This window comes from Streptomyces sp. NPDC014891, assembly GCF_043081085.1.
Classification (GTDB): domain Bacteria; phylum Actinomycetota; class Actinomycetes; order Streptomycetales; family Streptomycetaceae; genus Streptomyces.
Window position 1 is genome coordinate 59,046 of sequence record NZ_JBIBWF010000016.1, and the last position, 24,747, is coordinate 83,792.

Annotated in this window: 23 protein-coding genes; 9 read left to right on the forward strand and 14 right to left on the reverse strand. The window is 73.0% G+C overall.

The genetic code is table 11. The features are described from left to right. Nucleotides 1-195 precede the first annotated feature (195 nt). Genes ACF09E_RS33810 through ACF09E_RS33820 form a run of 3 tightly spaced genes read left to right on the forward strand, consistent with a single transcriptional unit; the run spans nucleotide 196 to nucleotide 3,263 of the window. Nucleotides 196-2,016, forward strand: a complete 1,821-nt coding sequence (locus tag ACF09E_RS33810; RefSeq protein WP_392209868.1) for a glycosyltransferase — start codon at nucleotides 196-198, stop codon at nucleotides 2,014-2,016. A 12-nt stretch (nucleotides 2,017-2,028) separates the two neighbouring features. Beyond that, nucleotides 2,029-2,400: a hypothetical protein gene (locus tag ACF09E_RS33815; protein ID WP_392209870.1), complete on the forward strand. Its 372-nt coding sequence runs from the start codon at nucleotides 2,029-2,031 to the stop codon at nucleotides 2,398-2,400. Beyond that, the gene (locus ACF09E_RS33820; RefSeq protein WP_392209872.1) at nucleotides 2,397-3,263 is read left to right on the forward strand and encodes a family 16 glycosylhydrolase; all 867 of its coding nucleotides are present in this window, start codon (nucleotides 2,397-2,399) and stop codon (nucleotides 3,261-3,263) included. Before ACF09E_RS33815 ends, ACF09E_RS33820 begins: the two co-directional genes overlap by 4 nt. Nucleotides 3,264-3,283: 20 nt before the next feature. Here ACF09E_RS33820 and ACF09E_RS33825 read toward each other — a convergent pair whose 3' ends face one another. Genes ACF09E_RS33825 through ACF09E_RS33840 form a run of 4 tightly spaced genes read right to left on the reverse strand, consistent with a single transcriptional unit; the run spans nucleotide 3,284 to nucleotide 8,898 of the window. Beyond that, on the reverse strand, nucleotides 3,284-4,093 hold the full coding sequence (locus tag ACF09E_RS33825; protein WP_392209874.1) for a polysaccharide deacetylase family protein: 810 nt from the start codon (nucleotides 4,091-4,093) through the stop codon (nucleotides 3,284-3,286). Nucleotide 4,094: 1 nt separating this feature from the next. Then, a complete protein-coding gene (locus ACF09E_RS33830) occupies nucleotides 4,095-6,536 on the reverse strand; it encodes a glycosyltransferase (RefSeq protein ID WP_392209876.1) in 2,442 nt (813 codons plus the stop codon). Continuing rightward, entirely contained in the window at nucleotides 6,533-8,074 is a 1,542-nt protein-coding gene (locus ACF09E_RS33835; protein WP_392209878.1) for a glycosyltransferase, read from the reverse strand. Before ACF09E_RS33835 ends, ACF09E_RS33830 begins: the two co-directional genes overlap by 4 nt. Further along, the gene (locus tag ACF09E_RS33840) at nucleotides 8,071-8,898 is read right to left on the reverse strand and encodes a glycosyltransferase family 2 protein (protein WP_392209880.1); all 828 of its coding nucleotides are present in this window, start codon (nucleotides 8,896-8,898) and stop codon (nucleotides 8,071-8,073) included. Before ACF09E_RS33840 ends, ACF09E_RS33835 begins: the two co-directional genes overlap by 4 nt. Before the next feature lie 213 nt (nucleotides 8,899-9,111). On the opposite strand from ACF09E_RS33840, the gene ACF09E_RS33845 reads away from it, so the two are divergent. Continuing rightward, nucleotides 9,112-9,846 carry a TetR/AcrR family transcriptional regulator gene (locus ACF09E_RS33845; RefSeq protein ID WP_392209882.1) on the forward strand — a complete coding sequence of 245 codons (735 nt, stop codon included), beginning with the start codon at nucleotides 9,112-9,114 and terminating at the stop codon, nucleotides 9,844-9,846. Here ACF09E_RS33845 and mqnP read toward each other — a convergent pair. Genes mqnP through ACF09E_RS33860 form a run of 3 tightly spaced genes read right to left on the reverse strand, consistent with a single transcriptional unit; the run spans nucleotide 9,836 to nucleotide 12,608 of the window. Further along, complete coding sequence (gene mqnP / locus ACF09E_RS33850; protein ID WP_392209884.1) at nucleotides 9,836-10,759, reverse strand: menaquinone biosynthesis prenyltransferase MqnP; 924 nt, start codon at nucleotides 10,757-10,759, stop codon at nucleotides 9,836-9,838. The genes ACF09E_RS33845 and mqnP overlap by 11 nt on opposite strands. Further along, nucleotides 10,756-11,154 (reverse strand): hypothetical protein, encoded by a 399-nt coding sequence (locus ACF09E_RS33855; RefSeq protein ID WP_392209886.1) that lies wholly within the window; start codon nucleotides 11,152-11,154, stop codon nucleotides 10,756-10,758. Before ACF09E_RS33855 ends, mqnP begins: the two co-directional genes overlap by 4 nt. Continuing rightward, the gene (locus ACF09E_RS33860; protein WP_148005684.1) at nucleotides 11,151-12,608 is read right to left on the reverse strand and encodes a menaquinone biosynthesis decarboxylase; all 1,458 of its coding nucleotides are present in this window, start codon (nucleotides 12,606-12,608) and stop codon (nucleotides 11,151-11,153) included. Before ACF09E_RS33860 ends, ACF09E_RS33855 begins: the two co-directional genes overlap by 4 nt. A gap of 89 nt (nucleotides 12,609-12,697) precedes the next feature. Between ACF09E_RS33860 and ACF09E_RS33865 the strand changes: the two genes are divergently transcribed. Further along, complete coding sequence (locus ACF09E_RS33865) at nucleotides 12,698-13,090, forward strand: PLD nuclease N-terminal domain-containing protein (protein WP_392209888.1); 393 nt, start codon at nucleotides 12,698-12,700, stop codon at nucleotides 13,088-13,090. 41 nt (nucleotides 13,091-13,131) lie between these two features. On the opposite strand, the gene ACF09E_RS33870 is transcribed toward ACF09E_RS33865, so the two are convergent. Further along, nucleotides 13,132-13,323: a hypothetical protein gene (locus tag ACF09E_RS33870; RefSeq protein ID WP_329279876.1), complete on the reverse strand. Its 192-nt coding sequence runs from the start codon at nucleotides 13,321-13,323 to the stop codon at nucleotides 13,132-13,134. Nucleotides 13,324-13,568: 245 nt separating this feature from the next. Here ACF09E_RS33870 and ACF09E_RS33875 point away from each other — a divergent pair, with 245 nt between their 5' ends. The 4 genes from ACF09E_RS33875 to ACF09E_RS33890 all read left to right on the forward strand — a co-directional run bounded on the left by ACF09E_RS33875 (nucleotide 13,569) and on the right by ACF09E_RS33890 (nucleotide 18,529). Beyond that, nucleotides 13,569-14,195, forward strand: coding sequence for a hypothetical protein (locus ACF09E_RS33875; protein WP_392209890.1), 627 nt, complete (start codon nucleotides 13,569-13,571; stop codon nucleotides 14,193-14,195). Between the two features lie 31 nt (nucleotides 14,196-14,226). Further along, entirely contained in the window at nucleotides 14,227-14,691 is a 465-nt protein-coding gene (locus tag ACF09E_RS33880) for a nucleoside deaminase (protein ID WP_392209892.1), read from the forward strand. A 171-nt stretch (nucleotides 14,692-14,862) separates the two neighbouring features. Further along, entirely contained in the window at nucleotides 14,863-16,953 is a 2,091-nt protein-coding gene (locus ACF09E_RS33885) for a hypothetical protein (protein WP_392209894.1), read from the forward strand. 4 nt (nucleotides 16,954-16,957) lie between these two features. Next, nucleotides 16,958-18,529, forward strand: coding sequence for a hypothetical protein (locus tag ACF09E_RS33890; RefSeq protein ID WP_392209896.1), 1,572 nt, complete (start codon nucleotides 16,958-16,960; stop codon nucleotides 18,527-18,529). 27 nt (nucleotides 18,530-18,556) lie between these two features. Here the strand turns inward: ACF09E_RS33890 and ACF09E_RS33895 are convergent, their stop codons facing one another. The 6 genes from ACF09E_RS33895 to ACF09E_RS33920 all read right to left on the reverse strand — a co-directional run bounded on the left by ACF09E_RS33895 (nucleotide 18,557) and on the right by ACF09E_RS33920 (nucleotide 24,683). Continuing rightward, a complete protein-coding gene (locus tag ACF09E_RS33895; protein WP_392209898.1) occupies nucleotides 18,557-19,090 on the reverse strand; it encodes an SRPBCC domain-containing protein in 534 nt (177 codons plus the stop codon). A gap of 32 nt (nucleotides 19,091-19,122) precedes the next feature. Then, nucleotides 19,123-20,208: a c-type cytochrome biogenesis protein CcsB gene (ccsB, locus tag ACF09E_RS33900; protein WP_392209900.1), complete on the reverse strand. Its 1,086-nt coding sequence runs from the start codon at nucleotides 20,206-20,208 to the stop codon at nucleotides 19,123-19,125. Then, nucleotides 20,205-21,956, reverse strand: coding sequence for a cytochrome c biogenesis protein ResB (locus ACF09E_RS33905; protein WP_392209902.1), 1,752 nt, complete (start codon nucleotides 21,954-21,956; stop codon nucleotides 20,205-20,207). The genes ccsB and ACF09E_RS33905 overlap by 4 nt, the downstream gene beginning before the upstream one ends. A gap of 3 nt (nucleotides 21,957-21,959) precedes the next feature. Then, nucleotides 21,960-22,697 (reverse strand): cytochrome c biogenesis CcdA family protein, encoded by a 738-nt coding sequence (locus tag ACF09E_RS33910; protein WP_392209904.1) that lies wholly within the window; start codon nucleotides 22,695-22,697, stop codon nucleotides 21,960-21,962. Between the two features lie 4 nt (nucleotides 22,698-22,701). Beyond that, nucleotides 22,702-23,307, reverse strand: a complete 606-nt coding sequence (locus ACF09E_RS33915; protein ID WP_361852143.1) for a TlpA disulfide reductase family protein — start codon at nucleotides 23,305-23,307, stop codon at nucleotides 22,702-22,704. Between the two features lie 98 nt (nucleotides 23,308-23,405). Next, entirely contained in the window at nucleotides 23,406-24,683 is a 1,278-nt protein-coding gene (locus tag ACF09E_RS33920; RefSeq protein WP_392209970.1) for a hypothetical protein, read from the reverse strand. Between the last annotated feature and the right edge of the window lie 64 nt (nucleotides 24,684-24,747).

Below are 24,747 nucleotides of genomic sequence, written 5' to 3' on the forward strand. Positions count from 1 at the left end.
CATGCGCTCATATCACCCTAACAAGGGCATGTGATCCCCGCGCGTCGTCCCACCGCGCGCCCCTCCGGCGGCCCTTCCGGGCCCGGCGTCCCAACGGGCCTCCCCCCAGGGGACGTTCTAGAATCGCACCATAATGTCCCTTTCGAGGCTTCGCGGTAGGTGGGGTCCCGCCGAACAGGTCCTGGACGTGTTCCGGTGAGCGGGCCCGAACGCCGGGCCCGCACGACGGCCGCCGACGACCCCGCGGGGACCCCCGCCCCCGCACCGCCCGCCGACGCCCCGCACCGCACCCGGCCCGAGGCGGTCCGCGTCTGGGCGGCCCGCCTGGTCCTGCCCCTCTCGGTCGTCCTCTGGCTGCTGTCGCTGCGCTCCGTCCCCCTCGACCGGATGCGCGACCTCGGACTGCTCCAGGTGCTGCCCCCGCTCTTCTGGGTGGCCGCGGCCCTGCTCACCCTGGGCTTCTGCCTGGCCCTGAGCGACCGCCGCACCCACGGCGCCTGGCTGACCGGCTACGTCCTCGCCCTGATCGCCCTCGTCCACGCCACGCCCACCCTGCTCTACCCGACCCTGCGCTACTCCTGGGCGTGGAAGCACCTGGCGGTCATCGACGCGATGATCCGGCACGGCGGCGAGGTGCCGAACGCCGACAAGTTCTCCGTCTACAACGACTGGCCCGGCTTCTTCCAGCTCCACGCCCTGTTCCTGCGGACCACCGGCCTCGACTCGTCCGTCGGGTACGCCGCCTGGACGCCGCCCTTCGCCAACGCCCTGCTGCTCGCCCCGCTGCTCCTGCTCTACCGCAGCGTCACCCGCGACCGGCGGCTGGTCTGGGGCGCGGTCTGGATCTTCTACAGCTGCTCCTGGGTGGGCCAGGACTACTTCGCCCCGCAGTCCTTCGCCTTCCTGCTCTTCATGACCATCGCGGCCCTGCTCTTCCGGCAGCTGCGGTCCCCGGCGCTCCCCCGCCCCGATCCGCGCCGGCGGGAGGGCTGGCCACCCGGGCTCCTCGTCGCGGTCGTGGTGATCGTGGCCGCGATCGTGGTCTCCCACCCGCTCACACCGCTCATGCTGATCAGCGCCATGGCCCTGCTGTCCCTGCCCCGGCGCAGCCGGCGCCTGGCCCTGCCGGTGCTGATCGCCGCGGTCGTCCTCACCGCCGTCTGGGACGCCACGGTGGCCCGGTCGTACATCTCCGTCAACATCGAGAACCTCGTCGAATCCCTCACCCAGCCCGACAAGAACGTCTCCTCCGGACTGGCCGCCCTGGGCGACGCCGCTCCGGGCCAGATCCTGCTGTCCTGGGTGGACCGCGGTCTGTCGGCGGCCGTCGCCCTGCTGGCCGTCGCCGGCCTTCTGGTCCGCCGCTGGACCCGGCGCACCGGCCTCCCCCTGCTGGCCGCGGCCCCGCTGCCGCTGCTCGCCGTCAACGCCTACGGCGGCGAGATGCTGTTCCGGGCCTACCTCTTCGCCCTGCCCGCCGCCGCGTTCCTGGCGGCGGCCCTCCTCCTGCCCTCGGGCGACCGGCGCGTCGGCCGCACGCTGGCCGTCTACCCCGTCCTCCTCGCCATGTTCGGGGCGCTGGTCTTCGGCTACTACGGCAAGGAGGCCCTCAACCAGTACACCCTCAAGGAGGTCGCCGCCGCCCGCTACGTGATCGAGCACGCCCCGCCGGGCTCGACGATCGTCACGCTCACCGCCGACGTACCCGACCTCGACCTCGACTACGAGAAACACCGCAGGGTCCAGCTGGCCTACCAGGAGACGGACGATCAGCGGCTGCTGGTGCGCGACCCGCTGGAGGGGGTGGAGGGCTTCGTCTACGGCGCCACCGAGGAACGGCCCGCGTACGTCGTGCTCACCCGGGCCCAGGACATGAACCTCTACGTCACCGGGGCCCTGCCCGCCGACGTCCCCGAGCGGCTGGAGGCCGCGCTGTCGGACGCCCCCGGCTTCACCCGCGTCTACGACAACGGCGACGCGATCGTCTACCGCTACGTGACGCCCCCACCGGACTGAGGAGGGCACCGCATGACACGTCCGCGCCTGGCACTCGCCGCCTCCGGCTGGCTCGCGCTCCTCGCCACCGCGCTGCCCGACGCCCACCCGGTCCGGGTCGCCGCCGTCACCCTGTTCCTGCTGGTCTGCCCCGGACTCGCGGCCCAGCTCGCCCTGCGGCCCGCCGTGGCGTGGCGGCGGCCCGGGCACCCCACCGCGGTCCTGGAACTCGCCCTCCTCACCCTCGTCCTCGGGCTGGCCCTGACGACCCTCGTGGCCGTCGTGCTCTTCCTCGGCGGCGTCTTCACCGCCACCCGGTCCCTGCTCGTGCTCGCCGCGCTGACCTCGGTCCTCGCCCTGCTGCCCCACCGGCTCGCGGCCCCGGCCGCGGGCCGGGACCGGTGAACGCGCGGGGCGCCCGCCGGCCCCTCCGGCGGACGGCGCTGGCGCTGACGGCCCTGCTGCTGGCGGCCACCGCCTGCACCGCGCCCGCCGGCGGCCCGCCGGCGGACGGGACGACACCGCCGTCCGCCGTCACGCCGACGCCGGCCGGCCCCTGGCGGCTCGTCATGAGCGACGACTTCGACGGCGACGAGCTCGACGACCGGACGTGGACCACCTGCTACGACTGGAACAAGGAGGGCTGCACCAACAGCGGCAACGACGAACTGCAGTGGTACCTGCCGGAGCAGGTCTCGGTGGGGGACGGCGAACTGACCCTCACCGCCGAGCGGCGCGAGACCCGCGGCAGCGACGACCACACCTATCCGTGGACCTCCGGAATGATCTCCACGGGACGGGACGACTGGTACGCGGAACCGCGGCGCACCTTCACCTACGGCTACTTCGAGGCAGCCATCAGGATCCCCGCCGAGGCCGGCATGTTCCCCGCCTTCTGGATGATGCCAGCCTCGCGCTTCACCCCGCCGGAGCTCGACATCATGGAATTCCTGGCCACCACCCAGGAGGTCAGCATGTACGTGCACTGGCGCGAGCCCGACGGCGACGAGGAGCGGCAGAGCGGCACCTACGGCCCGGTCGACTTCCCGGCCGGCTTCCACGTGTTCGGCCTGCTGTGGGAGCGCGACCGGCTCGTCTGGTACGTGGACGACGTCGAACGCCTCCGGGTCACGTCCCCGGAACGTATCCCGCACGTGCCCATGGAGGTCCTGATCAACCTGGCCGTCGGCGTGCCGAAGGCGCCCCCGGACACGGTCGACAGCGCCCGGATGCGGGTGGACTGGGTACGGGTGTGGCAGCGGCCCTGACGCGCCCGCCCGGCCCCGCCTCAGGAGACGGCCCGGTACGGCACGTTCAGCCGGGCCCTCATCCGGCGGTAGGCGCGCCAGCCCCTGGTGCGGGCCCCCTCGGGGAACGGTGCGACCGGCGCCGCCGCCCCCTCGGTCCAGCGGCGGAACCGGTCCCGGTCCGTGTCGGCGCGCACCATCAGCCGGGCGATCCGCAGCGGATCGTCCGCCGCCGAGCTGAACGCCTCGCGCACCGCCGCCGCCGACGTCCAGCCGGCCTCGGCCACCTGCTCGCGCACCGCGGGACTGGAGTAGCCGTGCGGATAGGCGAACGAGACGACCCGGTGGCCGAGGAAGTCCTCCAGTTCGCGACCGCACCCCGCGACCTCGTCCCGCACCCGGCGGGCGGGCAGCGTGTCGAGCTGCGGGTGGGTCCTCGTGTGTCCGCCGATCTCGACACCCGCCGCGTCCAGCGCGGCGAGCTGGCGCCAGCTCAGCATCCGCGACTCCGGCGGGAAGACGCCGTCCACCGGAGCGCCGGCCCGGCCGCGCAGCGCGCCCGTGGTGACGTACAGGGTGGCGGGCAGGCCGCGGCCCGTGAGCAGGGGCAGCACCGTGGAGTGGAAGTCCGCGAAGCCGTCGTCGAAGGTGAGGACGGCGGCCCGGTCGGGGAGCGGCGGGCCGCCGCGCAGGGCGGCCACCAGCGTGCTCAGCGGCACCGGACGCAGACCGCTGTCGGCGATCGTCGCCAGCTGCTCGGCGAAGACCCGCGGGGCGACCGTGAACGGCGCGATCCAGGACGGCGGGTCGGACGACACCGAGTGGTAGAGGAAGACGGGCACGGCGGTCATGTCAGACTCCCGCCCCTCCCCCGGTCCGGCCCTCGGCGGCCACCGCGGCCCCGACGGCGGACGGCTCCCCGGACGAGGCCCGGGCGGGAGGCCGGAGCCGGCCCACGGCATAGCCGGCGACGGTCGCCCCGACCCCTCCCAGCAGCGCCGCGGCCGTGCGCGGCCCGCCCTCGCGGCCGGGCGTCAGCGCACGGGCGACCGCGCGCGGCACGGTCGACGTCAGATAGGCACGCTCGCTGGACAGGGCGGCGCGGCTGCCGCCGAGCCGGGCCACGTGCGCCTTGGACAGGCCCTCGGCGTAGCAGCGCGCGCGGAAGTACGCCCAGGTGGCGCGGGCCGCGGGCACCCGGTGACGGACCGCGGCGGCGGGTTCGTGCAGGAGGACGGCGTCCGGGCTGCGGGCCGCGATGCGCAGGCACAGCTCGGTCTCCTCGCAGCCCAGCGGCCGCTTGCCCACCCGTCCCAGGTCGGTGCGGAAGCCGCCGGCGGCGGTCACCTCCCCCAGCCGGAAGGACATGTTGGCCCCGATGAAGTTGCGTACGGGGGAGGCCTGTTCGGGCAGCCCGCGGTACGAGCAGCCGACCACCCAGTCGAACTCCCGGGGGAACCACGCCGGCCGCCGGGTGACCCACCACGGGCGGACCAGGCCTCCCACGCCGGCCACGGCCGGGTCGGCGTAGCGGGCGAGGAGCCGGGCGGACCAGTCCGGCTCGGCCGCGGCGTCGTCGTCGAGGAAGGCGACGACCTCGCAACGGGCGGCGGCGACCCCGGTGTTGCGGGCGCCGGAGAGGCCCCGGCGTCCGGTGTTCTCCCGCACGCGGACGCCGGGGAACGCCGCGGACGCCCGCGCGTACAGCCCGGGGCAGTGGTCGACGACGAGGACGGTCTCCGTCACCGGGTGCCGCTGGGCCCGCAGCGAGCCGATCGCGGCCCGCAGGTCGTCCCAGCGGTCGAGGGTGTAGGCGCAGACGACGACGCTCAGGGTCGGCGGGGGTCCGGAGGCCGGCCCCGGCGCGGTCGCGGAGCCCGTCGCGGTGTCGGCGGTCGTCTCGGTCTCGGTGTTCACGGGGGCCTCCCGGGATCCGGTCGTGAGCCAGCGCCCCCGCCAGATCAGCAGCGGCGCGGCGAGCAGGCACATGGTCACCAGCCAGGCGACGCCCGCCCCGGTGATCCCCAGCGTCGGCAGCAGGATCTTGGTGAGTCCCAGGACCAGGACGCACATCACGATCTGCACCCCGACCGCCCAGCGCAGCAGCCGGCGCGCCCGCCACACGTCGATGGCCAGGCTGACCACGATGTTCGGCAGGGCGGCCAGGGCGAGGAGCCGGAGCAGGGTGCTGCCGTGCTCGGCGTACTCGGCGCCGAACAGGGAGAGGATCTGCGGCGCGAGCACGGCGACGAAGACGATGCCGGAGCCCAGCAGCAGGCCCGTGTGGCGCATCATCCGCACCGTGTGCTCGACCAGGCGCTCCGGGCTCCGGACGGCCTCCACGACGAGGGAGTTGCCGAGGTTGCGGGCCACCAGGAAGAGCGTGTAGCCGACGATCCAGGCCAGCGAGAAGTAGGCGCTCTGGTCGGCGCCGAGGTTGTTCAGGACCATCAGCGGGACCACGGTGTACGCGGCCATCCGGAACATCGAGCCGAAGTAGTCGGCCGCCGCGTACCGCAGGGCCCGCTCCGGCCGCTCCCCCGCCGTCGACTCCCGCACGTGCGCGGGCACGGCCCGCCGCAGGAGGACGAAGTTGGCGACGACGAGGGAGACCGCGAGCGCCCCGACCCAGGAGAGCAGGATGCCGGAGAACAGGGCCAGGGCCGCGCCCATGCCGAGCAGTCCGATCTTCACGCAGGCGAAGATCACGTTCTCGCCGACCACCCAGCCGGGCCGCCGCACGGCGGTCAGCGCCCCGTCCTGCATCACGAAGACGGAGTATCCGGCGGTGGCGGCGACGAAGCAGGTGGCGGTCACCGGGGTCAGCAGGAAGCCGAGGCCGGGGGCGACGACGGGGACGAGCAGCAGGAAGCCCATGGCCACCAGCGCGCTGGCGACGGCGCTGACGGCGTAGCAGAGGAGGATCAGCCGGCGGGTGTGGTGGCCGGCGGAGGGCACGAACCGGACGAGGAAGTCGGACAGGTTGAGCTGTCCCATGCTGGCGAGCAGCAGGGTCATGGAGAGCGCGGAGTAGCTGAGGCCCACCACGTCGTCCTCGTACCAGTGCGTGGCCAGGAGCCAGAAGATCGATCCGAGTCCGGCGCTGACGAGCGAGCTGATCGCCAGGAGGTGTCCGTTGCGCAGCAGCGGGTCGCGGGGGAAGACCGTGGCGACGCCGGACCGGACCACCGTGCCGAGGGAGGGCCGGGCGCCGGGGTGCGGCCCGTCCCCCGCGCCGGGCCGCCCGGCCGCCGTGGACGTCCGGGTGCGGCGTACGGCCGGCGGCGCGGTCATCGTCGGGTCCGCCGCTCGGTCAGGCGGCTGCGCAGGTAGCCGAACGGTCCGTAGAGCAGGCCGCGCAGTTCCAGGCGGGCGAGCGAGGAGGACGTGCCGCCCGGGCCCGCGGCCGGGCCGGCGCGTTCCCGGTTCCTGGCGATCGCGTACCGGACGCCGCCGGACAGCCGCCGGAGCAGTGCGGGCAGCATGCGCGGTTCGTGGGCGAGGGCCGCGGCCAGGAAGGCGCCGAAACCGGCTCCGTAGCCGTACGCCTGGGCGGCGAGGGCCTCGTGGGTGCGCCGGTGCCGGTGCCAGACGATCGCGGTGGGCTCGTAGGCGAGGGAGCGGCCGTGGGCCAGCACCCGGAAGAAGGCGAGCAGGTCGTCGCCGCCGCGCGCCGGGGTGCCGGTGCCGGTGGCGGGGTCGAAGCCGCCGAGTCCGTGCAGCAGTTCCGTACGGAAGGCCATGTTCGCGCCGGAGCCGAACCGGCCGGCGGTGAAGGGGAAGAGGGGGTCCGCGGGCGGTTCCCGCAGCGACCAGGTGAGCGGGGCGTAGCCCTTGCCGAAGGCGCCGTGGCGTTCCAGCGCGAGCTGCGCGTCGGTGTCCAGTTCGGCGGGGACGATGAGGCCGGTGACGCAGCCGGTCCGGGGGTCGGCGAGGAAGGGCTCGGCGAGGGCGGTGAGCCAGTGCGGGTCGACCAGCGTGTCGTCGTCGGTGAAGGCGGCGATGTCGCCGTCGGCCACGGCGAGTCCCCGGTTGTGGGCGCGGGCGAGTCCGGGGACCGGCTCCCGCAGGTAGCGGACCGTGGGGCCGTCGCGGCGGCCGGCGTACTCCCGCCGGACCAGGTGCTCGGTGGACGTGTCCGCCGGGGCGTTGTCAACGACGATCACCTCGTACCGGGGGTAGTCGAGGGCGAGCAGCGAGTCCAGGCAGTCGCGGAGCATGCCGGCGCGGTTCCTGGTGGCCACGATCACGCTGATCGGGGGCGTTCCGGCGGTCCCGCCCCGGTGGGCCGCGCCGGGGTCCTCGTCGGGGCGGGCGCCGCGGCCGGTCCGCCGCCGCCCGCCGAAGCCGGCGTCCCGGGCGGCGCGCGGGCCTCCGCCGGAGTCCGGCCCCCGGGCCGGCCGGTGGCCGGAGCCGGGCCCGCGACCGGGCCCGCGGCTCTCCCCCGGGCCGGAGGCGGTGGCGGGTCCCGCGCTCCGCGCGGGCCGGAGGCTCGCACCGGAGCCGGGCCCCCGAGCGGGTCGGGGGCTCCCGGCGGGGCCGGCACGCCCCGCGGCTCCGTGCTCCCCCTCGGCGGCCGGGAAGTCCCGGCGCGCCGTGTCGGCGAGCGCCTGCCACAGCTCCTCGGGGCCCCCGCCGCAGGCCTCGGCCATGCCCAGCGGACGGCCGTGGAGGCGTACGAGGCCGAGGGCCCGGCCGGACGGTCCGGGCCGCGCGCCGCCGCCGGGGCGCCGGAACGTCCCGGGCTCCGCGAGGTCGATGTCCACGACCGGCAGCGGCGCGTGCGGCGCGGGTGGTGACGGCGCGGCGGCGGGCGGGCCGCCGCCGGTCACGGCGTGCTCCGCTCCTGCGGGGCGGGCGCCGGGCGGCCGCCGGGGCGCTCGGAGAGCAGCGTACGCAGCACCCGGCGCCCGTCGGAGATCGCGTGCAGGTTGGACTGCCCGTTGCGGCGGGGCAGTTCGAGGCTGGGGACCTCGGCGATCCGCAGTCCGGAGCGCAGCGCGTGGACGATCATCTCGGCCTCGATCTCGAAGCCGGTGGCGTGCAGGTCGAGCTGGTCGAGGAAGCTGCGCCGGAAGGCGCAGAAGCCGTAGCAGAGGTCGGTCAGCGTGGCGTCGTAGAGCCGGTTCACGAGGGCGAGCAGGGCGTGGTTGCCGAGCTTGCGGATGCGGGTGATGTCGAGGGAGCCGCCGCCCTCGACGAACCGGGAGCCCTTGACGAAGTCGTAGCCGTTCTCCAGGAAGTGCACGAAGTGCGGGATCTCGGCCGGGGACATGCTGCCGTCGGCGTCCATCATCACCACGTGGTCGCCGCGCGCCGCGAGGAAGCCGGTGCGCAGGGCGTCGCCCTTGCCCCTGCCGGTCTGCGGGATGCTGCGGACGGTGGGCAGGATCCGGGTCGCGACGGGGACCGTGGCGTCGTGGGAGGCGCCGTCGATCAGCAGGACCTCGCCGACGCAGTCCGGTATCTGCTCGAAGACCCAGGGGATGTTGCGCGCCTCGTTGAGGGCGGGGATCACCAGGCTCACCGCGGGTCGGGTCGGCGCACGGTCCGTGGCGCGTCGCATCGGGTGCGGGGGCGGGTCGGTCGAGCGGCGCAGGGGGTGCTCGGGGACCTGGGACCCGGTGCTGGGCGACAGGGTCGGGTGCGTGGTCATGATCGCTCCGGGAGGGAAGCGGCGCACGGTCGCGTCGTGCTGCGGAGGCCGTCCGCCGGGGTGTGGTGCGCGAGGGGTACACCCTGACGATGCACCATACGTTTACGACGTATATGTACACTTTATCCGTAGATGTCTTCCGGTCAAGGCGTAGCGTGAGGGCGGCTCCCCTCCGGGGCCGCGCACGACGGACCGCACGGTGAAGGCGGGCAGATGGCGATCGAGAAGGGCCCCGCCGCGGGGCACCGGGAGCCGGGCAGGCGCGCGGGCGACCACGGCCGCTACGGCCGGCTGAACCGCGAGCTGGTGCTCACCGCCGCGCTGGGGCTGGTCGACCGCGAGGGGCTCTCCGCCCTGAGCATGCGCCGGACCGGCGCGGAGCTCGGCGTCGAGGCCATGGCGCTGTACCGGTACGCCGCCGGGAAGGACGCGCTGCTCGACGGCCTGGTCGAGGCCGTCTACGCGGAGCTAGAGGAGGAACTGGCCCGCTTCGCCGAGGCCCCAGGGTGGCGGGAGGAGCTCCACCGGATCGCCGCGGCCACCCACCGGGTCGTCCTCGGCCACCCCCAGGTGGCCCCGCTCCTGGCCACCCGCATGCTGGCGGTCCCGCTCGCCCGCCGCCCGCCCGCCGTCCTCAGGGACCACGAGCGCATCCTGGTGCTCCTGGGCCGGGCGGGGCTCGACGAGGAGGCCCTGGCCGAGGCCTTCCGGGCCGTCAGCGGCTGGATCCTCGGCTGCTGTCTCGGGGACCTGCGGGCCATGGTCGACAATCCCGACGAGCCCGACCCCGCGTTCCGCCTCGGACTGCACCGGCTGCCGGCGCACGAGTTCCCCCGCCTGCGCGCCGCCGCCCCGGCGCTCGCCCGGCGGGGCGGCGCCGAGGCCATGGCCGCCGGGCTCGACGCGCTCCTCGACCGCTTCGCCCCCGGGGCGACGCCTACGGGGTGAGGCCGCGGACCAGCAGGTCGAGGAGGGCGCACACGAACAGCGCCATGCCGATGAACCCGTTCACCGTGAAGAACGCCCTGTTCAGACGGGACAGGTCGTGCGGCTTCACGATCGAGTGCTCGTAGCAGAAGGCGACCGCGACGATCACGAGACCGGCCCAGAAGAAGGCGCCGGCGTTGGTGAGGAGGGCGTACCAGACGAGCAGGCCCGTGGTGACGACCGCGGAGGCGCGGGCGCCCCACAGCGCGGCCGGGATGCCGAAGCGCGCCGGTACGGACAGGACGCCGTGCGCCCGGTCCGCCTGGACGTCCTGGCAGGCGAAGATCAGGTCGAAGCCGCCGATCCAGACGCCGACCGCGAGGCCCAGGACGACCGCGTCCCAGGACCAGGTGCCGGTCACCGCGAGCCAGGCGCCGATGGGCCCGATGGCCTGGGCGAGGCCCAGGATGGCGTGCGGGAAGTTGGTGAACCGCTTGCCGTACGGATAGACGACCATCGGGATGACGGCGAGCGGCGCGAGGGCCAGACAGAGCGGGTTGAGCAGGGCGGCGGCGCCGAGGAAGACGACGACGGCGATCCCGGCGCCGGTCCACGCCGACCGCACGGAGACGGCCCCGGTCACCAGCTCGCGCTGGGCGGTCCGCGGATTGCGCGCGTCGATCTCGCGGTCGATGATCCGGTTGCAGGCCATGGCGAAGGTCCGCAGGCCCACCATGCAGACGGTGACCAGGAACAGCGTCCACCAGTGGATGTTCCGGTCCAGCTGGTACATCGCGGTGAGCGAGGCGGTGTACGCGAAGGGCAGCGCGAAGACCGAGTGCTCGATCATCACGAGGCGCAGGAAGGACTTCACCTTCCCGTCGGAGTCGGGCGCGGGACCCTGTCCGAGGACGCCTTCGGCGGCCGATGTCATACGAGGGACCTCCGGAAGTCGTCGAGGCGACCGCGCAGCTCGGCCCGGTCCATCGGGTCGATCTCCAGGTCGAGGTGCACGGTGGTGTCGTGCCCGTTGGGGGTGAGCCGGACCACGAAGGCGAGGTCGTCGCCCGCCCGGACCGACTGGAGCATGAGGGGGTTGTCCCTGCTCTCCTTGGCCTCCAGGCGGAACGAGCCGCCGCCGTCGACCCCGGCCAGGAACGCGTCGGCGAAGGCCGCGGCCTCCTCGGCCCCCAGGTCGCACTCGAAGTCGGCGGTGAAGGCGCCCACCCAGTCGGCCGTCACCCGCCACTGGCCGGGGGCGTCCTCCTCGGGGGCCAGCTCGACCCAGGCCTGGTCGTCCCCTATGCGGAGCGCCACCGCCTCGGTCACAGCCCGTACTCCTTCCAGCGGCGGTCCACGAGCGCGGCCGTCGCCGGGTCCGACTCGACCATGTCCGGCCAGCCGCCGTCCCGGGTGTAGCCCTCCTCGGGCAGCTTCTTCGTGGCGTCGATGCCGGCCTTGCCGCCCCAGAACTGCTGGTAGGAGGCGTGGTCGAGGTGGTCGACCGGCCCCTCGACGACCGTGAGGTCGCGGGAGTAGTCGGTGTTGCCGAGGGCCCGCCAGGACACCTCGTGCAGGTCGTGGACGTCGCAGTCCTTGTCGACCACGATGATCAGCTTGGTCAGCGACATCATGTGCGCGCCCCAGATGGCGTGCATGACCTTCTGCGCGTGCTTCGGGTACTTCTTGTCGATCGAGACGATCGCGCAGTTGTGGAAGCCGCCCGACTCCGGCAGGTGGTAGTCGACGATGTCCGGCACGATGATCTTGAGGAGCGGCAGGAAGAAGCGCTCCGTGGCGCGGCCGAGCGGGCCGTCCTCGGTGGGCGGCCGGCCGACGACGATCGACTGGAGCAGCGGACGCTTCCGCATGGTGATGCAGTCGATCGTCAGCGCGGGGAACGGCTCCTGCGGCGTGTAGAAGCCGGTGTGGTCGCCGAACGGACCCTCGGGCAGCATCTCGCCCGGCTCCAGCCAGCCCTCGACGACGACCTCGGCGTTCGCCGGGACCTGGAGCGGCACGGTCTTGCAGTCGACCATCTCGATCCGCTTGCCCTGCACGAAGCCGGCGAAGAGGTACTCGTCGATGTCGCCCGGAAGCGGGGCGGTGGAGGCGTACGTCACGGCCGGCGGGCAGCCGAAGGCGATCGCGACGGGCAGCCGCTCGCCCTTCGCCGCGGCGACGGCGTAGTGGTTCCGGCTGTCCTTGTGGATCTGCCAGTGCATGCCGATGGTGCGCTTGTCGTGGCGCTGGAGCCGGTAGAGCCCGAGGTTCCGCACCCCGGTCTCGGGGTGCTTGGTGTGGGTGAGCCCCAGATTGAAGAAGGAGCCGCCGTCCTTGGGCCAGGTGAAGAGCGCGGGGAGGAGGTCGAGGTCGACGTCGTCGCCGGTCAGGACGACCTCCTGCACGGGGGCGTCGTCCGACTTCACCTTCTTCGGCGGCACGTGGACCATGGCGCCGAGCTTGCCGAAGGCCTCGCGGACACCGATGAAACCCTGCGGGAGCTCGGGCTTGAGCAGCCCGCCGATCTTCTCGCTGATCTCGGCGTACGACTTCAGGCCGAGGGCCTTGAGCAGCCGGCGGTCGGTACCGAAGACGTTCATCGCGAGCGGCATCGAGGAGCCCTTGACGTTCTCGAAGAGAAGCGCCGGACCCCCTGCCTTGTTCACCCGGTCGACGATCTCCCCGACCTCCAGGTACGGGTCGACTTCGGCCTTGATGCGCTTGAGGTCGCCTTCGCGCTCGAGGGCCCTGAGCAGCGAGCGGAGATCGTCGTAAGCCATAGGGGCCAGTATCCGCCACGGGCTACGCTGGACGTGTCACCGGGGCGGTCGAAACGAGCCCCATCACTGCTTCCAGGGGGCTGTCCCACATGCTCAGGGCGCTGTTGTTCATCCTGCCTCTGGCGCTGATGATCTACGCCTTCATCGACTGCCTGAACACCCCGGAAGAGGAGGTCAAGCACCTCCCGAAGCCGGTCTGGGCCATCGTCGTGCTGCTGTTCTCCGTGGTCGGCGCGATCGGCTGGATCGTCGCGGGCAAGGAGCGGCGGCCGCGGACCCGGGGCGGCGCGGGCGGCTGGGTGGCCCCCGACGACAACCCCGAGTTCCTCAAGTCCCTCAGGGACGAGAAGCGGACCGACACCCCGGCCGACGGCCCCGACGACGAGACCGCGCTCAAGGACTGGGAGGCGGACCTCCGCCGCCGCGAGGAGGAGCTGAGGAAGCGCGAGCAGGACGGCGGCGAAGCCCCCGAGAAGCCCTGAGGCTCCCGGACCGCCGCGGGCGCGGCGGTCCGGGAGGAGGCTCAGTTGTCGGAGCCGACGGTGTTGTCGTGGCCCGCGTTGAACACGTCATCGTGCGCGAACTGGAGCCAGTCCCCGAAGACGACGGTGTGCGAGGCCTCCGGCTCCAGTTCGACGGTGACGTCGGCGCTCGCGACGCCGGCGGCGCCGAGGACGAGGACACCGGTGGCGAGGGCGGTCAGCAGGGAACGCATGGAGGACACCTCTCGGTAGTGCGGCGGAACGCCCCGCGGACGGGCGGAGCACCCCGTAAGCCAAGGCCACGAGCCGTCCCGCCCCTCGACGCCGGGCCGGTGGGACCGCGACCGTCAGCCGATCGGCGGAGGCCGGCGCCGGGGGCCGACCGCCGGCGAAGCGCCCGGTACATCGCCCCCAACGGAACCTCGCACGTGTGTTCTTGTGTGAGAGCGATCAGGAGATCCGATCGCGAGGGGGAACGGTGAGCAGGAAGCTCGAACGGAAGATGCTGCGGCTGCTGGCGGGCGGGGGGCCGGTCGCGCTCGGCGCGGGCTCGGCCTCCTTCAGGAGACTCGCCCGGTTGACCCTGCTGGCCGAGCAGTTCGGCTACGCGTACGCGGACCTACGACAGGGAGGAACCAGCTTCACCCTGTACCTCGTGCCGGACCTCCGTCCGCGGGCGCGGGAACTCGCCGCGGAGAACTGGAGCAGATACCCGCGGGCCGCCGAGGGAGGACCCCTGCCTGCGACCGACCTCGACACGTACGCGCTCCTCAGGGCCAGGATGCTGTCCGACCTGGAGCGGCGGTACCGCAAGGAGGTCCTCTGGCTCATCAGCGTGCCCCTCGTCCTCGTCGCCCTCGACTTCGGGGGCGATTTCGGTGACGGCTGGCACTCCGTCCTCACCATCGCCGCTGTCGCCTGGGCGGGGGCCGTCGTCCTCCTGCTGCCCTTCCACGTGTGGGGCCGACGGACGGCACGGAAGAGCGCGGCCCTCCTCGAAGCGGCCGGCTTCACCCGGGTGCCGGACGGGAACGGCAGGCTCCGCCACGTGCCGCCCGGCGACGAGGAGCGGCCCGGACCCGGTGTCGCGGGCGGCCGGAGGTGAGGCCGCGCCCCCGCCGGGGAAGGCATCCCCCATGGACGAGCGTCTCAGCAAGGACCTGGCCCGGGAGTGGCTCGCGGTCGCCGTCACCGAGGCCCGCGCCGGGCTCGCCGAGGGCGGGATCCCGATCGGCGCCGCGCTCTACGGGGCCGACGGGACGCTGCTCGGGCGCGGGCACAACCGGCGCGTGCAGGACGGGGACCCGTCCGTGCACGCCGAGACCGACGCCTTCCGCGCCGCCGGCCGGCAGCGCTCGTACCGGGGGACGACGATGGTGACGACCCTCTCCCCCTGCTGGTACTGCTCCGGCCTGGTACGGCAGTTCGGCATCTCGCGGGTGGTGGTCGGGGAGGCCGAGACCTTCCACGGCGGGCACGACTGGCTGGCGGACCACGGCGTCGAGGTGCTCGTCCTCGACGACCCGGCGTGCGCCGCGATGATGCGGAAGTTCATCGCCGAGCGGCCCGCCCTCTGGCACGAGGACATCGGCGACGACTGAGACCCGGCCCCCGGCCCCGGAAGCAGCGGCATGTCCCCGTCCGGACACGGAGAGGCAACACCTCCAGAACAGAGTCGAAAAGCCGAACGTCTTCCCAACAGAGCGTCGATATCCTTGAGTTGACTGTGACGGGGGTAGTCCGGGGGAACGCGGGCAACGGGGGAGCAGGTCGTGGACAGGGAGCTGTACGGCCGCGAGGCGGCCTTGCACGACGCCGGGCTGGTCGCGCGCCTCAGCGGCCTCACGAGGGACGGCACCTCCCGGGTGCCGTTCGAGCACGGTGACGATCCGCCGGTCACCGTCTTCACCGGCGGACGCGGTACGGGCAAGACCGCCCTGCTCAAGGAGGTCCGCAACCGCTACAAGGGGTACACGCCGCTGGCGCTCCTCGACTGCGCGCACGTCGAGCCGCCCGCCGACCACGGCCCCGGCTGGACCCCGCTCACTGGGGCCCTCGCCGAGCTCGCCGTGCAGATGTCGCCGAAGGTGCTCGGCGCGCGGCCGGTGCGGTTCCCCCGGGTGTCGCTCGGGCTGGTCGCCGTCGCCTCGATCGGCTGGTCGCAGGAGGACGACGAGCGGGCCCGGCGCGACCTCCAGCGGCTCGGGCCGCTGCTCGCGACCGTCGACCCGACGCGGGGCGCCGCCACCCACTGGGTCGGCAAGGTCCTCGCCAAGCTGGCCGCCACCTTCGCCGAGGCCGCCGCGCCGCTCGCCGGGCTGCTGGCCGAGGCGACCGTGGAGACCGTCCTGGAGGAGGTGTTCGGCCGCCTCCAGCGCACCTCGGAGAGCTGGTACGGCGCCTACCGGAACGCCGGCGGACGCGGCAAGGCCGGGCTCCAGCAGCTCGCGATCGACTTCGAGCAGGGCGGCCGCCGCCGCGCCGAGGCCGAGGGCTTCCTCGTCGGCGCGCTGACCGAGGACCTCCTCCACCCCTATGTGGGGCTCCGGCGCGGCGGCCGGATCGGCCGTCCGCTGATCCTCCTCGACAACGCCCACGAACCGCTCGGCCGGCAGCTCGTCGAACCGATTCTGCGAGCCCGCGCCGAGGGCCGCCGCGACCGGGTCGTCGTCCTCGCCGCCTCCCGGGTCCGCGACCACGAGGGGCTGCGGAACGCCACCAGGACCCGGCTGCCGGAGACCGCGCACCGGGCGCCCAGCCCGCGCGACGCCCGCGTCGGCTCCGGCATCCTCGCCGTGGAGCTGACGCCGCTGTCCCCCTCGCAGACCCGGTCCGCCTTCGACCACCACGACCCGGCCGGCCGGACCCCGGCCGAACTCTCGCGCGCCGTGCACCGGTTGACCGGCGGCCGCCCGCTCGGCGTCGCCCTGCTCGGCCGGGCCGCCGGAGAGGCCCCGGCCCACCTGCGGGCCGCCCTCACCCCGGGCGCGCTGCTCGACCTGACGGTGGAACTGCGCGAGGACGCCCCGCCGGTGCCCGTCGCCGCCACCCTGCTCGCCGAGCTCCTCCCGGTGCGGCGGCCCGGCCCGTACGCGGTGCTCGCCGCCGCCCACGACGAGGAGTCCGCCCGGATGCTCGCCCACGCCCGGCTCCAGGGCGAGTCCCTCGACGGCGACGTGGCGCTGCGCGTCCGCGACCGGCTGCGCGCCGAGGACTGGACGGCCGCCGAGCCGGGCTCCGGCCACTTCGTGGCGGACCCGCTGCTGCGCGCCCTGCTCCTGCACCGGCTCCGCTTCGAGGACGGGGACCATCCCCGGTACGCCGCCTGGCACGCCGTCCACGAGACCCTGCGCCGGCACTACGGCCCCGAGCCCGGCCCGTACCGCCTCCACCACGACCTGGCGCTCGGCCGCACCGAGGAGGCCGTCACCCGGCTGCGGACCACCTTTCCCGAGCCGGACGTCCTCGGCTGGCTGGAGCGGCTGCGGTTCATCGGCTCCGCGCCGTACCCCCGGGAGCGCGACCGGACCGGACCCGACCCGCGCCGGGTGATCGCCCTCGGTGGCCGTCCGGCGGCCGTGCCGGGCGGCGAGTCCGCCGACCTGCCCCCCGGCCTCGACCACGACACCACCGAACTCCACCTGTCCGTACGGCGCCTGCTGCACGCCGTATGGCTGCTGACCGATCCGCTCGCGCTGCCCGACGACGAGGTGGCCGACCGCCTGGCGCACGAACTGCGCCGGCTCTCCGGCCGCCATCTGACGGGCAGCGGCGCGCTCTGGGACGCGGCCACCCACTGGCCGCGCGACATCCGTGCCTGGCGGGAGCCGTCGCTGCCGCCGGGCCGCGAGGACGGAGTCTGACGCCATGCCCGACCGCCCGACCGACCCCCGCATCGGACGACCGCTCGACCGGCTGCGCCGCCGTCTCCGCACCCCCCGCCAGAGGCTCGTCGCCTCCGTCGTCACCGCCGCCGTGGTCCTGGGCCTGGGCGGGTACGGCGTCGTCCGGCTCACCACTCCGGAGGACCGTTCCTGCGCCGCGGGCGTGGCGCGGCCGGAGGGCAGCGACGAGTGCGTCGGCGTCAACGGCGACGGCCACGCGTTCGGCGTGCCCGAACTCGCCGAGGTGGCCCGGGCCATCGGCGCCGAGAACGCCGCGCTCACGCCCGGCGAGTACGCCACCGTCGCCGTCCTGCTGCCGCTGACCTCCACGGACAGCGGCATGCGGACCAAGGTGCTGCACGAGGTCCAGGGCGCGTACGCCTACCAGTTCCGGGCCAACCACGAGTCGAACAGCGAGACTCCGAAGATCCGGCTCGTGCTGGCCAACACCGGCAAGGGCAACGCCCACTGGCGCGGCACCGTCGACCGGCTGATCGCCATGACCGGAGCCCCCGACCGGCTGCGCGCCGTCTCCGGCGTCGCCACCTCCTCCACCGAGGTGCGCGAGTCGGTGGCCGCGCTCACCGGCGCCGGGATCGCCGTCGTCGGCACCACCATCACCGCCGACGACATCGCCAACGGCCCGGGCCCCGGGCACAACCGCTACCCCGGTCTCGCCCGCGTCTCCCCCACCAACAACGACGAGGCCAAGGCCCTCGCGCACTTCGGCCGGGTCGACGCGGCGAAGGCCCTCCTGGTGCAGGACACCCGCAGCGGCGACCACTACACGGACACCCTCAAGTCCGCCTTCGCCGCCTCCCTGAAGGGCGCCCCGTACGAGCCGCAGCTCTTCACCTCGCCGCCCGACCCCACCGACGAGGGCACCACCGCCAACACCTTCCGCCAGATCACCCATCTGATCTGCGACACCCGCGCCGAGACGGTCTTCTTCGCGGGCCGCCACACCCAGCTGCGCCAGTTCATCAACGCGCTCGGCTCGCGCGGCTGCCTCGACCGGGCCTTCACGGTCCTGACCGGCGACGAGGGCTCCTACCTGGGCGCGGACGAGCGGCTGGACCGGAGCGCGCTGAAGGCGAGGCTGACCGTGCGCTACGCGGCGCTCGCCCACCCCGACGCCTGGCGGCCGGCGGCGGGGCGCAGGGTCCCGGCGACCGGCGGCTCGGTCGTGGCGTACTCGACCTTCGTCACGGACATCGCCCGCGCCTCGAAGGATCCGGTGGCGCTCGCGGACGGTCAGGCCATCGTCGCGTACGACGCGATGGCGACGGCCGTGCACGCGATCCGCCAGGCGACCCCGCAGAGCGCCCGGTACCCGGAGCTCGCGGACGTGGTCACCCAGTGGCCGCAGGTCAAGGGCTCGCTGCGGGTGCAGGGCGCGAGCGGCTGGATCTGCCTGGACAACTACGGCAACCCGTACAACAAGGCGGTCCCGATCGTGGAGCTGGCCCCCGACGGCAGCCAGCGCTTCGTCCAGATCGCCTGGCCGGAGGGCAGGCCGCCGACGGCGTCCTGCCTGCCGCCGAAGCGGGGCTAGGGGGTGTCTTGTCGATCAGGCCAGGCCCTACGGCACCCACTTCGGCCAGCGCGCCTCGTCCCGCTCGTACAGGTCGCGCAGGTGCCGCCACCGCTCGGGCGACCAGGCCGCCCAGTCCGACGGGTGGCCGTCGAGGGCGGCGGCGAGCCGCTCGAAGTGGTCGTGCCAGCCCGCGAGGCAGTCCAGCCGGTACGCGCGGTCGGCCCGCAGTTCGTTGGTGAAACGCAGCACGGTCGACCCGTCGCCCCCGGGCGCCCCCGGTTCCAGGTGGAAGCGGATGCGTCCGTGCGTCGGATCGACCGTGTACTCGGCCACGTACCCGGGGTCCCAGGCGGTCACCCGCCCCGACACCACGGTGTCGCCGTTCAGCCAGCGGAGGGTGACCCGGCCGTCGAGGCGGGGCTCCAGCGGGTCCGCCGCGCAGAGCCAGCCCGCCAGGCCCTCGGGGGTGGCGACGGCCTCCCAGACCTCGGACGGCGGATGGGGCAGCTCCACGGCGAACCGCAGGAGCTGCGCGTCCCCGTCGTGGTTCTCGCACCTGCCCCGGGGTATCTCGCTCATGCCACCAGGGTGGCCCCGGGGTCTCTCGCTCGCTACTCCACGCCCGCGTAGGAGTGCTTGCTGTTCACGAAGATGTTCACGCCGTAGTAGTTGAACAGGAAGCAGCCGAAGGCGATGAGCGCGATGTACGCGGCCTTCCGGCCCTTCCAGCCGGCCGTCGCGCGCGCGTGCAGGTACGCGGCGTAACCGACCCAGGTGATGAAGGACCAGACCTCCTTGGCGTCCCAGCCCCAGTAGCGGCCCCACGCGTCGCCGGCCCAGATCGCGCCCGCGATGATCGTGAAGGTCCAGAGCGGGAAGACGGCCGCGTTGACCCGGTAGGAGAACTTGTCGAGCGAGGCGGCCGAGGGCAGCCGCTCCATGACGGAGCGGGCGAAGGCGCCCGGGTTCCCGCCGGTCGCCAGCTTGTTCTCGTACGAGTCGCGGAAGAGGTACAGCAGGGTGGCGACGGCGCCCAGGTAGAAGACCGCGCCGCAGAAGATCGCGGTGGAGACGTGGATCCACAGCCAGTACGAGTCGAGCGCGGGGACCAGCTGGTCGCTGGGGGTCTTGAGCCAGGTGGTCGCCATGCCCAGGTCGAGCAGGACCGTGGTGACCAGCGGCAGGCCGATCCAGCGCACGTTCTTCCTGGCGACCAGGAAGCCGAGGTACGCGCCGACCGCCACCGTGGAGAAGGTGGTGGAGAACTCGTACATGTTGCCCCAGGGGGCCCGCTGCACGGAGAGCGCCCGGGTGACCACGCCCGACGCCTCCACCAGGAAGGCGAGGGCGGTGAGGGAGACGGCGATGCGGCCGTACAGGTCGCCCTTGACCGAGCCGCCGGCGGCGCCGGGGCCGTCCGGTACGTCGCGGGTGCCGGCCGCGGAACGGGTGACGACCTTCGGCTTCTCCAGGACGGTCGTCCCGCCGGCCGCCTTGACCTGGACGGTCACGGCGGAGGCGGCGCCCGCGGTGCGGGGGGTGAGCGCGGCGGCGGTCCGGCCGACCTTGCTGCGGCTGCCCAGCACCCACTCGGCGATGTGGGCGAAGAAGGCCAGGGTGTAGACGGCCATCGAGGAGTAGATGAGCAGGTCGCTCATCCGCGCCAGGCTCTCGTTGGTCGTGGCGGCGAGGATCACTTGTCGGCCTCTCCAGACGGGGCGGGGTCTTCTGCGGGTTCTTCCGCGGTTTCCGGTACGTCGTCCGGATCGGTGTCGGGCGCCGGCGGCGCGTCCGCCGTGAGCGCGACCGCGAGGTCGCCCAGTTCCTCGGGCAGCTTGGCGGACTCGCTCCGGCCGAGGCCGGCCATCTCGACGACGGTGACGCCGTCCGCACCGCGCACGGCGCGGACCCAGACCCGGCGCCGCTGGATGAAGAGCGAGCCGGTCAGGCCGGCGATGGCGGCGATGGCTCCCGCGAGGGCGAGCCCGTTGCCGGGCTGCTGCGAGATCTGGAAGCTCGCCCACTCCTTGACGTCCTTCTCGAAGGTGATCGAGCCGGCGCCGTCGGGGAGCTTCATGGCTTCGCCGGGCAGCAGCCGCTTCGCGAGCTTGTTGCCCTTCTCGTCCGTGAACTGCTTCATCTTGGACTTGTCGAGCTGGTACACGTTCTGCGGCAGACCGGAGTCGACCCGCAGGTCGCCGTGGTAGCCGGTGAGCGCCATGACGGGGAAGTCGAGGGCCGGGAACTGCGAGAACATCGAGCCCTGGCCGGCACCGGCGAACGTCGGCACGAAGAAGGCCTGGAAGCCCAGCTGGTCCTTCTTGCCGTTCTTGTCGCGGTAGCCGTCCATGACCTTGATGGCGCCGGTGGACGTGATGTTGTTGTCGATGGGCAGCAGCGGCACGGCGCCGTGGAAGACGGTCTTGCCGCGGCCGTCCCGGACGGTCACGACGGGCGCGTAGCCGTGGGCGATCAGATAGACCTTGGAGTCGCCGACCTTCAGCGGCTCGTTGACCCGGATGACCGCCTTCTTGTCCTGGCCGCCCTGCGAGTACGAGACCTTGGCCTCGAAGGTGCGGGGCGTGCCGCGCTGGGGGCCGTTCTTCTCGTACGTGCCGTCGAAGGCGTCGAGCTTGAAGCTGAAGGGTTCCAGCTCGCCGATGCCGAACTGGGAGCCCGACTTGAAGTCGTCGTACTGGGTGAGGGTGTTCGAGAAGCCGTCGCCCTCGACGATCAGCTTGCCGCCCTCGGACTTGAAGAGCTGGCCCCAGGCGAAGGCGACGAGCATGACGATCAGGGCGACGTGGAAGGCCAGGTTCCCGGCCTCGCGCAGATAGCCCTTCTCGGCGGCGATCGCGTCGCCCGCCGGGTGGGCGCGGAAGCGGCGGCCCTTGAGCAGGGCGAGCGCGGCCCCGCGGACCTCCTCGGGCTCGGCCGCGGTGCGCCAGGTGGTGTACGCGGGGAGCCGGTCGAGGCGCTTGGGGGCGCCCGGCGGGCGGCTGCGGAGCTGGCCGACGAACTGCCAGCTGCGGGGCACGATGCAGCCGATGAGGGAGACGAACAGCAGAATGTAGATCGCGGAGAACCACACGGAGCTGTACACGTCGAAGAACTGGAGCTTCTCGTACAGCGGCGTCAGCGTCTTGTGGGCGTCCTTGAAGGCCTGCGCCTTGATCTCGTCCACGCTGGTCTGCGGGATGAGGGAGCCGGGGACGGCGCCGAGGGAGAGCATGAAGAGCAGGATCAGCGCGACCCGCATCGAGGTCAGCTGACGCCAGAACCAGCGGATCCAGCCGATGACGCCGAGGGTGGGACCGCCGGTGACGGCCGTCTCGGCGCGCTCCTCGACGGGGGCGGTGGACAGCTGGGCGCCGGCCTCGCCGAGGCCCTCCTGCTGCTCCGCTCCGGAGGTGTCCGTCGTACCGGACGTGTCGGTCGTACTCATGGATCAGATCCCCACCGTGAAACCGCTGGACCAGCCCTGCATCGTGGCGACCATGCTGTCCCACGCGCCTGTGAGGAGCAGGACACCGGTGAGGAGCATCATGCCGCCGCCCACCCGCATCACCCACACGTAGTGCTTCTTGACCCACCCGAACGCCCCGAGCGCCTTGCGGAAGGCGATGGCGGCGAGCACGAACGGCACGCCGAGGCCGAGGCAGTACGCGAAGGCCAGCAGCGCGCCGCGGCCCGCGCTGGCCTGCTCCAGGGCGAGCGCGTTGACCGAGGCGAGCGTCGGGCCGATGCACGGGGTCCAGCCGATGCCGAAGAGCGCGCCGAGCAGCGGCGCGCCGACGAGCCCGGCGACGGGCTTCTTGTGGAAGCGGAACTCGCGCTGGGTGAACCAGGGCATCAGGCCGAGGAAGAACACGCCCATGAGGATCATGAGCACGCCGAGGACCGTGGTGAGCGTCTCGCGGTACTCCTGGAGGGTCGACCCGAAGTAGCCGAAGAGCGCCCCGCCGGAGACGAACACGGCGGTGAAGCCGAGGACGAAGAGCGCCGCGCCCGCGGTCATCCGGCCCCGCCGGCTCTCGGCGAGGTCGGTGCCGGAGACGCCGGTCACGTACGACAGGTAGCCGGGGACGAGCGGGAGGACGCAGGGCGAGAAGAAGGAGACCAGGCCGGCGAGGAGGGCGACGGGGAGCGCGAGGAGCAGGGCTCCGCTGGTGACGGTCTCGTTCACCGGCTCACTTCTCCTTGAGGAGGGGGTCGATCATCGACCGCAGCTTCTCCTCGTTGAGCGCCATGAGCGAGCGGGCCGCGATCTTGCCCTCCTTGTCGAGGACGACGGTGGAGGGGATGGACTGCGGGGAGAGCGTGCCCTTGGGGAAGCCGAACAGGATCAGCCTGCCCTGCGGGTCGTAGAGGCTGGGGTAGGAGACCCCGTAGTCCTCCTCGAAGGCGAGGGCGGGCTGCTTGTTGGGGTCGCGGGTGTTGAGCCCGACGAACTCGACGCCCTGGCCCTTGAGGTCCTTGGCGACCTTGGCGAAGTGCGGGGCCTCGGCGCGGCACGGAGCGCACCAGGAGCCCCAGACGTTGAGGACGACGACCTTGCCCTTGAGGTCGGCGACGTCGAGCTGCTTGCCGTCGAGGGTCTCGCCCGCGAGTTCCCCGGTGGCCGCGCGCTCGCCCTTGGCGGCGGTGGAGATGCCACCCGTGTTGGTCACGAAGTTGGTGTTGCCACCGCCGCCGGACTTGCCGTTGCTGTCACCGCTGCAGGCCGAGAGCGCGAGGGCGGCGGACAGCACTCCGACGGCGAGCAGGGTGCGTCGAGGGGCACGGCTAAGGCTCATGTGAAAAGTTTCGCATGGGCGTTTGGGGGATCTTGGGCACCCCCCTACGTGCCCGTAAAGCCCCTTGTCAAGATCGTCTAAGCGGACACGGCGGACGACTATGCGGACGGGGTCGACGAGGCCGTCGCCGCGGGCCGGAGGAAGGCGTTCCAGCCGCCGGCCGGCTTCTGTCCCACTTCGAGCGAGCGCAGCTTCTGGAGGATCTTGGGGTCCTGGACGTCGAGCCAGTCGACGAACTGGCGGAAGGAGACGAGCCGGACGTCCTTCTTGCCGGCCATGCCCTTGAGGGCGGCCTCGACGGCGTCCATGTAGATGCCGCCGTTCCACTGCTCGAAGTGGTTGCCGATGAAGAAGGGGGCGCGGTTGGACTCGTACGCGCGCGTGAAGCCGCCGAGGAGCGCCTCGGTGGCCTGCTTGCGCCAGCCCGGGTAGCGCGAGGGCATGCCCTTGGTCGTGTTCTTCGACTGGTTGGCGAGCATGTTGTAGTCCATCGACAGGACTTCGAAGGAGTGCCCGGGGAAGGGCACGGCCTGCAGCGGGAGGTCCCAGACGCCCTGGCGCTTCTCGGGCCACATCTGGCGGCCGCCGGGCGAGCTGGCGTCGTAGCGCCAGTTGAGCCGCTTGGCGGTGGGCAGCAGGTTGTCCTGGCCGAGGAGGCAGGGCGTGCGGCCGCCGACCAGTTCCTTGGAGTAGTCGAAGGGCAGCGGGTCGAGCTCGGTCCAGCCGCTGTTCGTCTTCCACTCGGTGACGAACGTCACGGCCTGGTCGATCTCGCTCTGCCACTGGGCCGGGGTCCAGTTGCCGACGGAGCCGGAGCCTCCGCAGAAGTGCCCGTTGAAGTGGGTGCCGATCTCGTGGCCGTCGAGCCAGGCCTGCCGGACGTACTTCAGGGTGTCCTTGATGTGGTCGTCGGTGAGGTAGCCGATGTCCGAGGCGCCGACGCGGTTGTTCGGCGGGCGGTAGAGGTTCTTCTTCGCCTCGGGGAGGAGGTAGATCCCGGAGAGGAAGAAGGTCATCGCCGCGTCGTGGTTCCTGGCCAGTTCCAGGAAGCGCGGGAAGAGGCCGTTGCCGACCTCGCCGGCGCCGTCCCAGGAGAAGATCACGAACTGGGGCGGGGTCTGGCCGGGTTCGAGCGGGACCGGGGTGTCGGGCTGGTGCGGCTGCTTGCCGGTGTCGGCGGTGGAGCCGTCGCCGATGAGCTTGACCGGGTCCTTGGTCGGGGTGCCCGTGCCCGGTTCGGCCGAGACGTCGCCCCCCTTGCCGGGCCCGGAGCGTCCCGGCTTGTCCTGGCCGCCGTTGCTGCACGCCGCGACACCCATCGCCGCCGCGGCCCCGACGCCCGCCCCGAGCAGCCCCCTTCGACTGATTCCACTGATCCCGCGCATGACATCCCCATTCGCGCTGACGTATTAACGAAACGTCATCCAAACCGACAATGAG

Coding starts and splice junctions, on each gene's coding strand:
- ACF09E_RS33905 (WP_392209902.1), bottom strand. CDS start 21,956: ATGAGTACGACCGACACGTCCGGTACGACGGACACCTCCGGAGCGGAG.
- ACF09E_RS33880 (WP_392209892.1), top strand. CDS start 14,227: ATGGACGAGCGTCTCAGCAAGGACCTGGCCCGGGAGTGGCTCGCGGTC.
- ACF09E_RS33815 (WP_392209870.1), top strand. CDS start 2,029: ATGACACGTCCGCGCCTGGCACTCGCCGCCTCCGGCTGGCTCGCGCTC.
- mqnP (WP_392209884.1), bottom strand. CDS start 10,759: ATGACATCGGCCGCCGAAGGCGTCCTCGGACAGGGTCCCGCGCCCGAC.
- ACF09E_RS33865 (WP_392209888.1), top strand. CDS start 12,698: ATGCTCAGGGCGCTGTTGTTCATCCTGCCTCTGGCGCTGATGATCTAC.
- ACF09E_RS33915 (WP_361852143.1), bottom strand. CDS start 23,307: ATGAGCCTTAGCCGTGCCCCTCGACGCACCCTGCTCGCCGTCGGAGTG.
- ACF09E_RS33825 (WP_392209874.1), bottom strand. CDS start 4,093: ATGACCGCCGTGCCCGTCTTCCTCTACCACTCGGTGTCGTCCGACCCG.
- ACF09E_RS33895 (WP_392209898.1), bottom strand. CDS start 19,090: ATGAGCGAGATACCCCGGGGCAGGTGCGAGAACCACGACGGGGACGCG.
- ACF09E_RS33870 (WP_329279876.1), bottom strand. CDS start 13,323: ATGCGTTCCCTGCTGACCGCCCTCGCCACCGGTGTCCTCGTCCTCGGC.
- ACF09E_RS33860 (WP_148005684.1), bottom strand. CDS start 12,608: ATGGCTTACGACGATCTCCGCTCGCTGCTCAGGGCCCTCGAGCGCGAA.
- ACF09E_RS33890 (WP_392209896.1), top strand. CDS start 16,958: ATGCCCGACCGCCCGACCGACCCCCGCATCGGACGACCGCTCGACCGG.
- ACF09E_RS33845 (WP_392209882.1), top strand. CDS start 9,112: ATGGCGATCGAGAAGGGCCCCGCCGCGGGGCACCGGGAGCCGGGCAGG.
- ACF09E_RS33830 (WP_392209876.1), bottom strand. CDS start 6,536: ATGACCGCGCCGCCGGCCGTACGCCGCACCCGGACGTCCACGGCGGCC.
- ACF09E_RS33840 (WP_392209880.1), bottom strand. CDS start 8,898: ATGACCACGCACCCGACCCTGTCGCCCAGCACCGGGTCCCAGGTCCCC.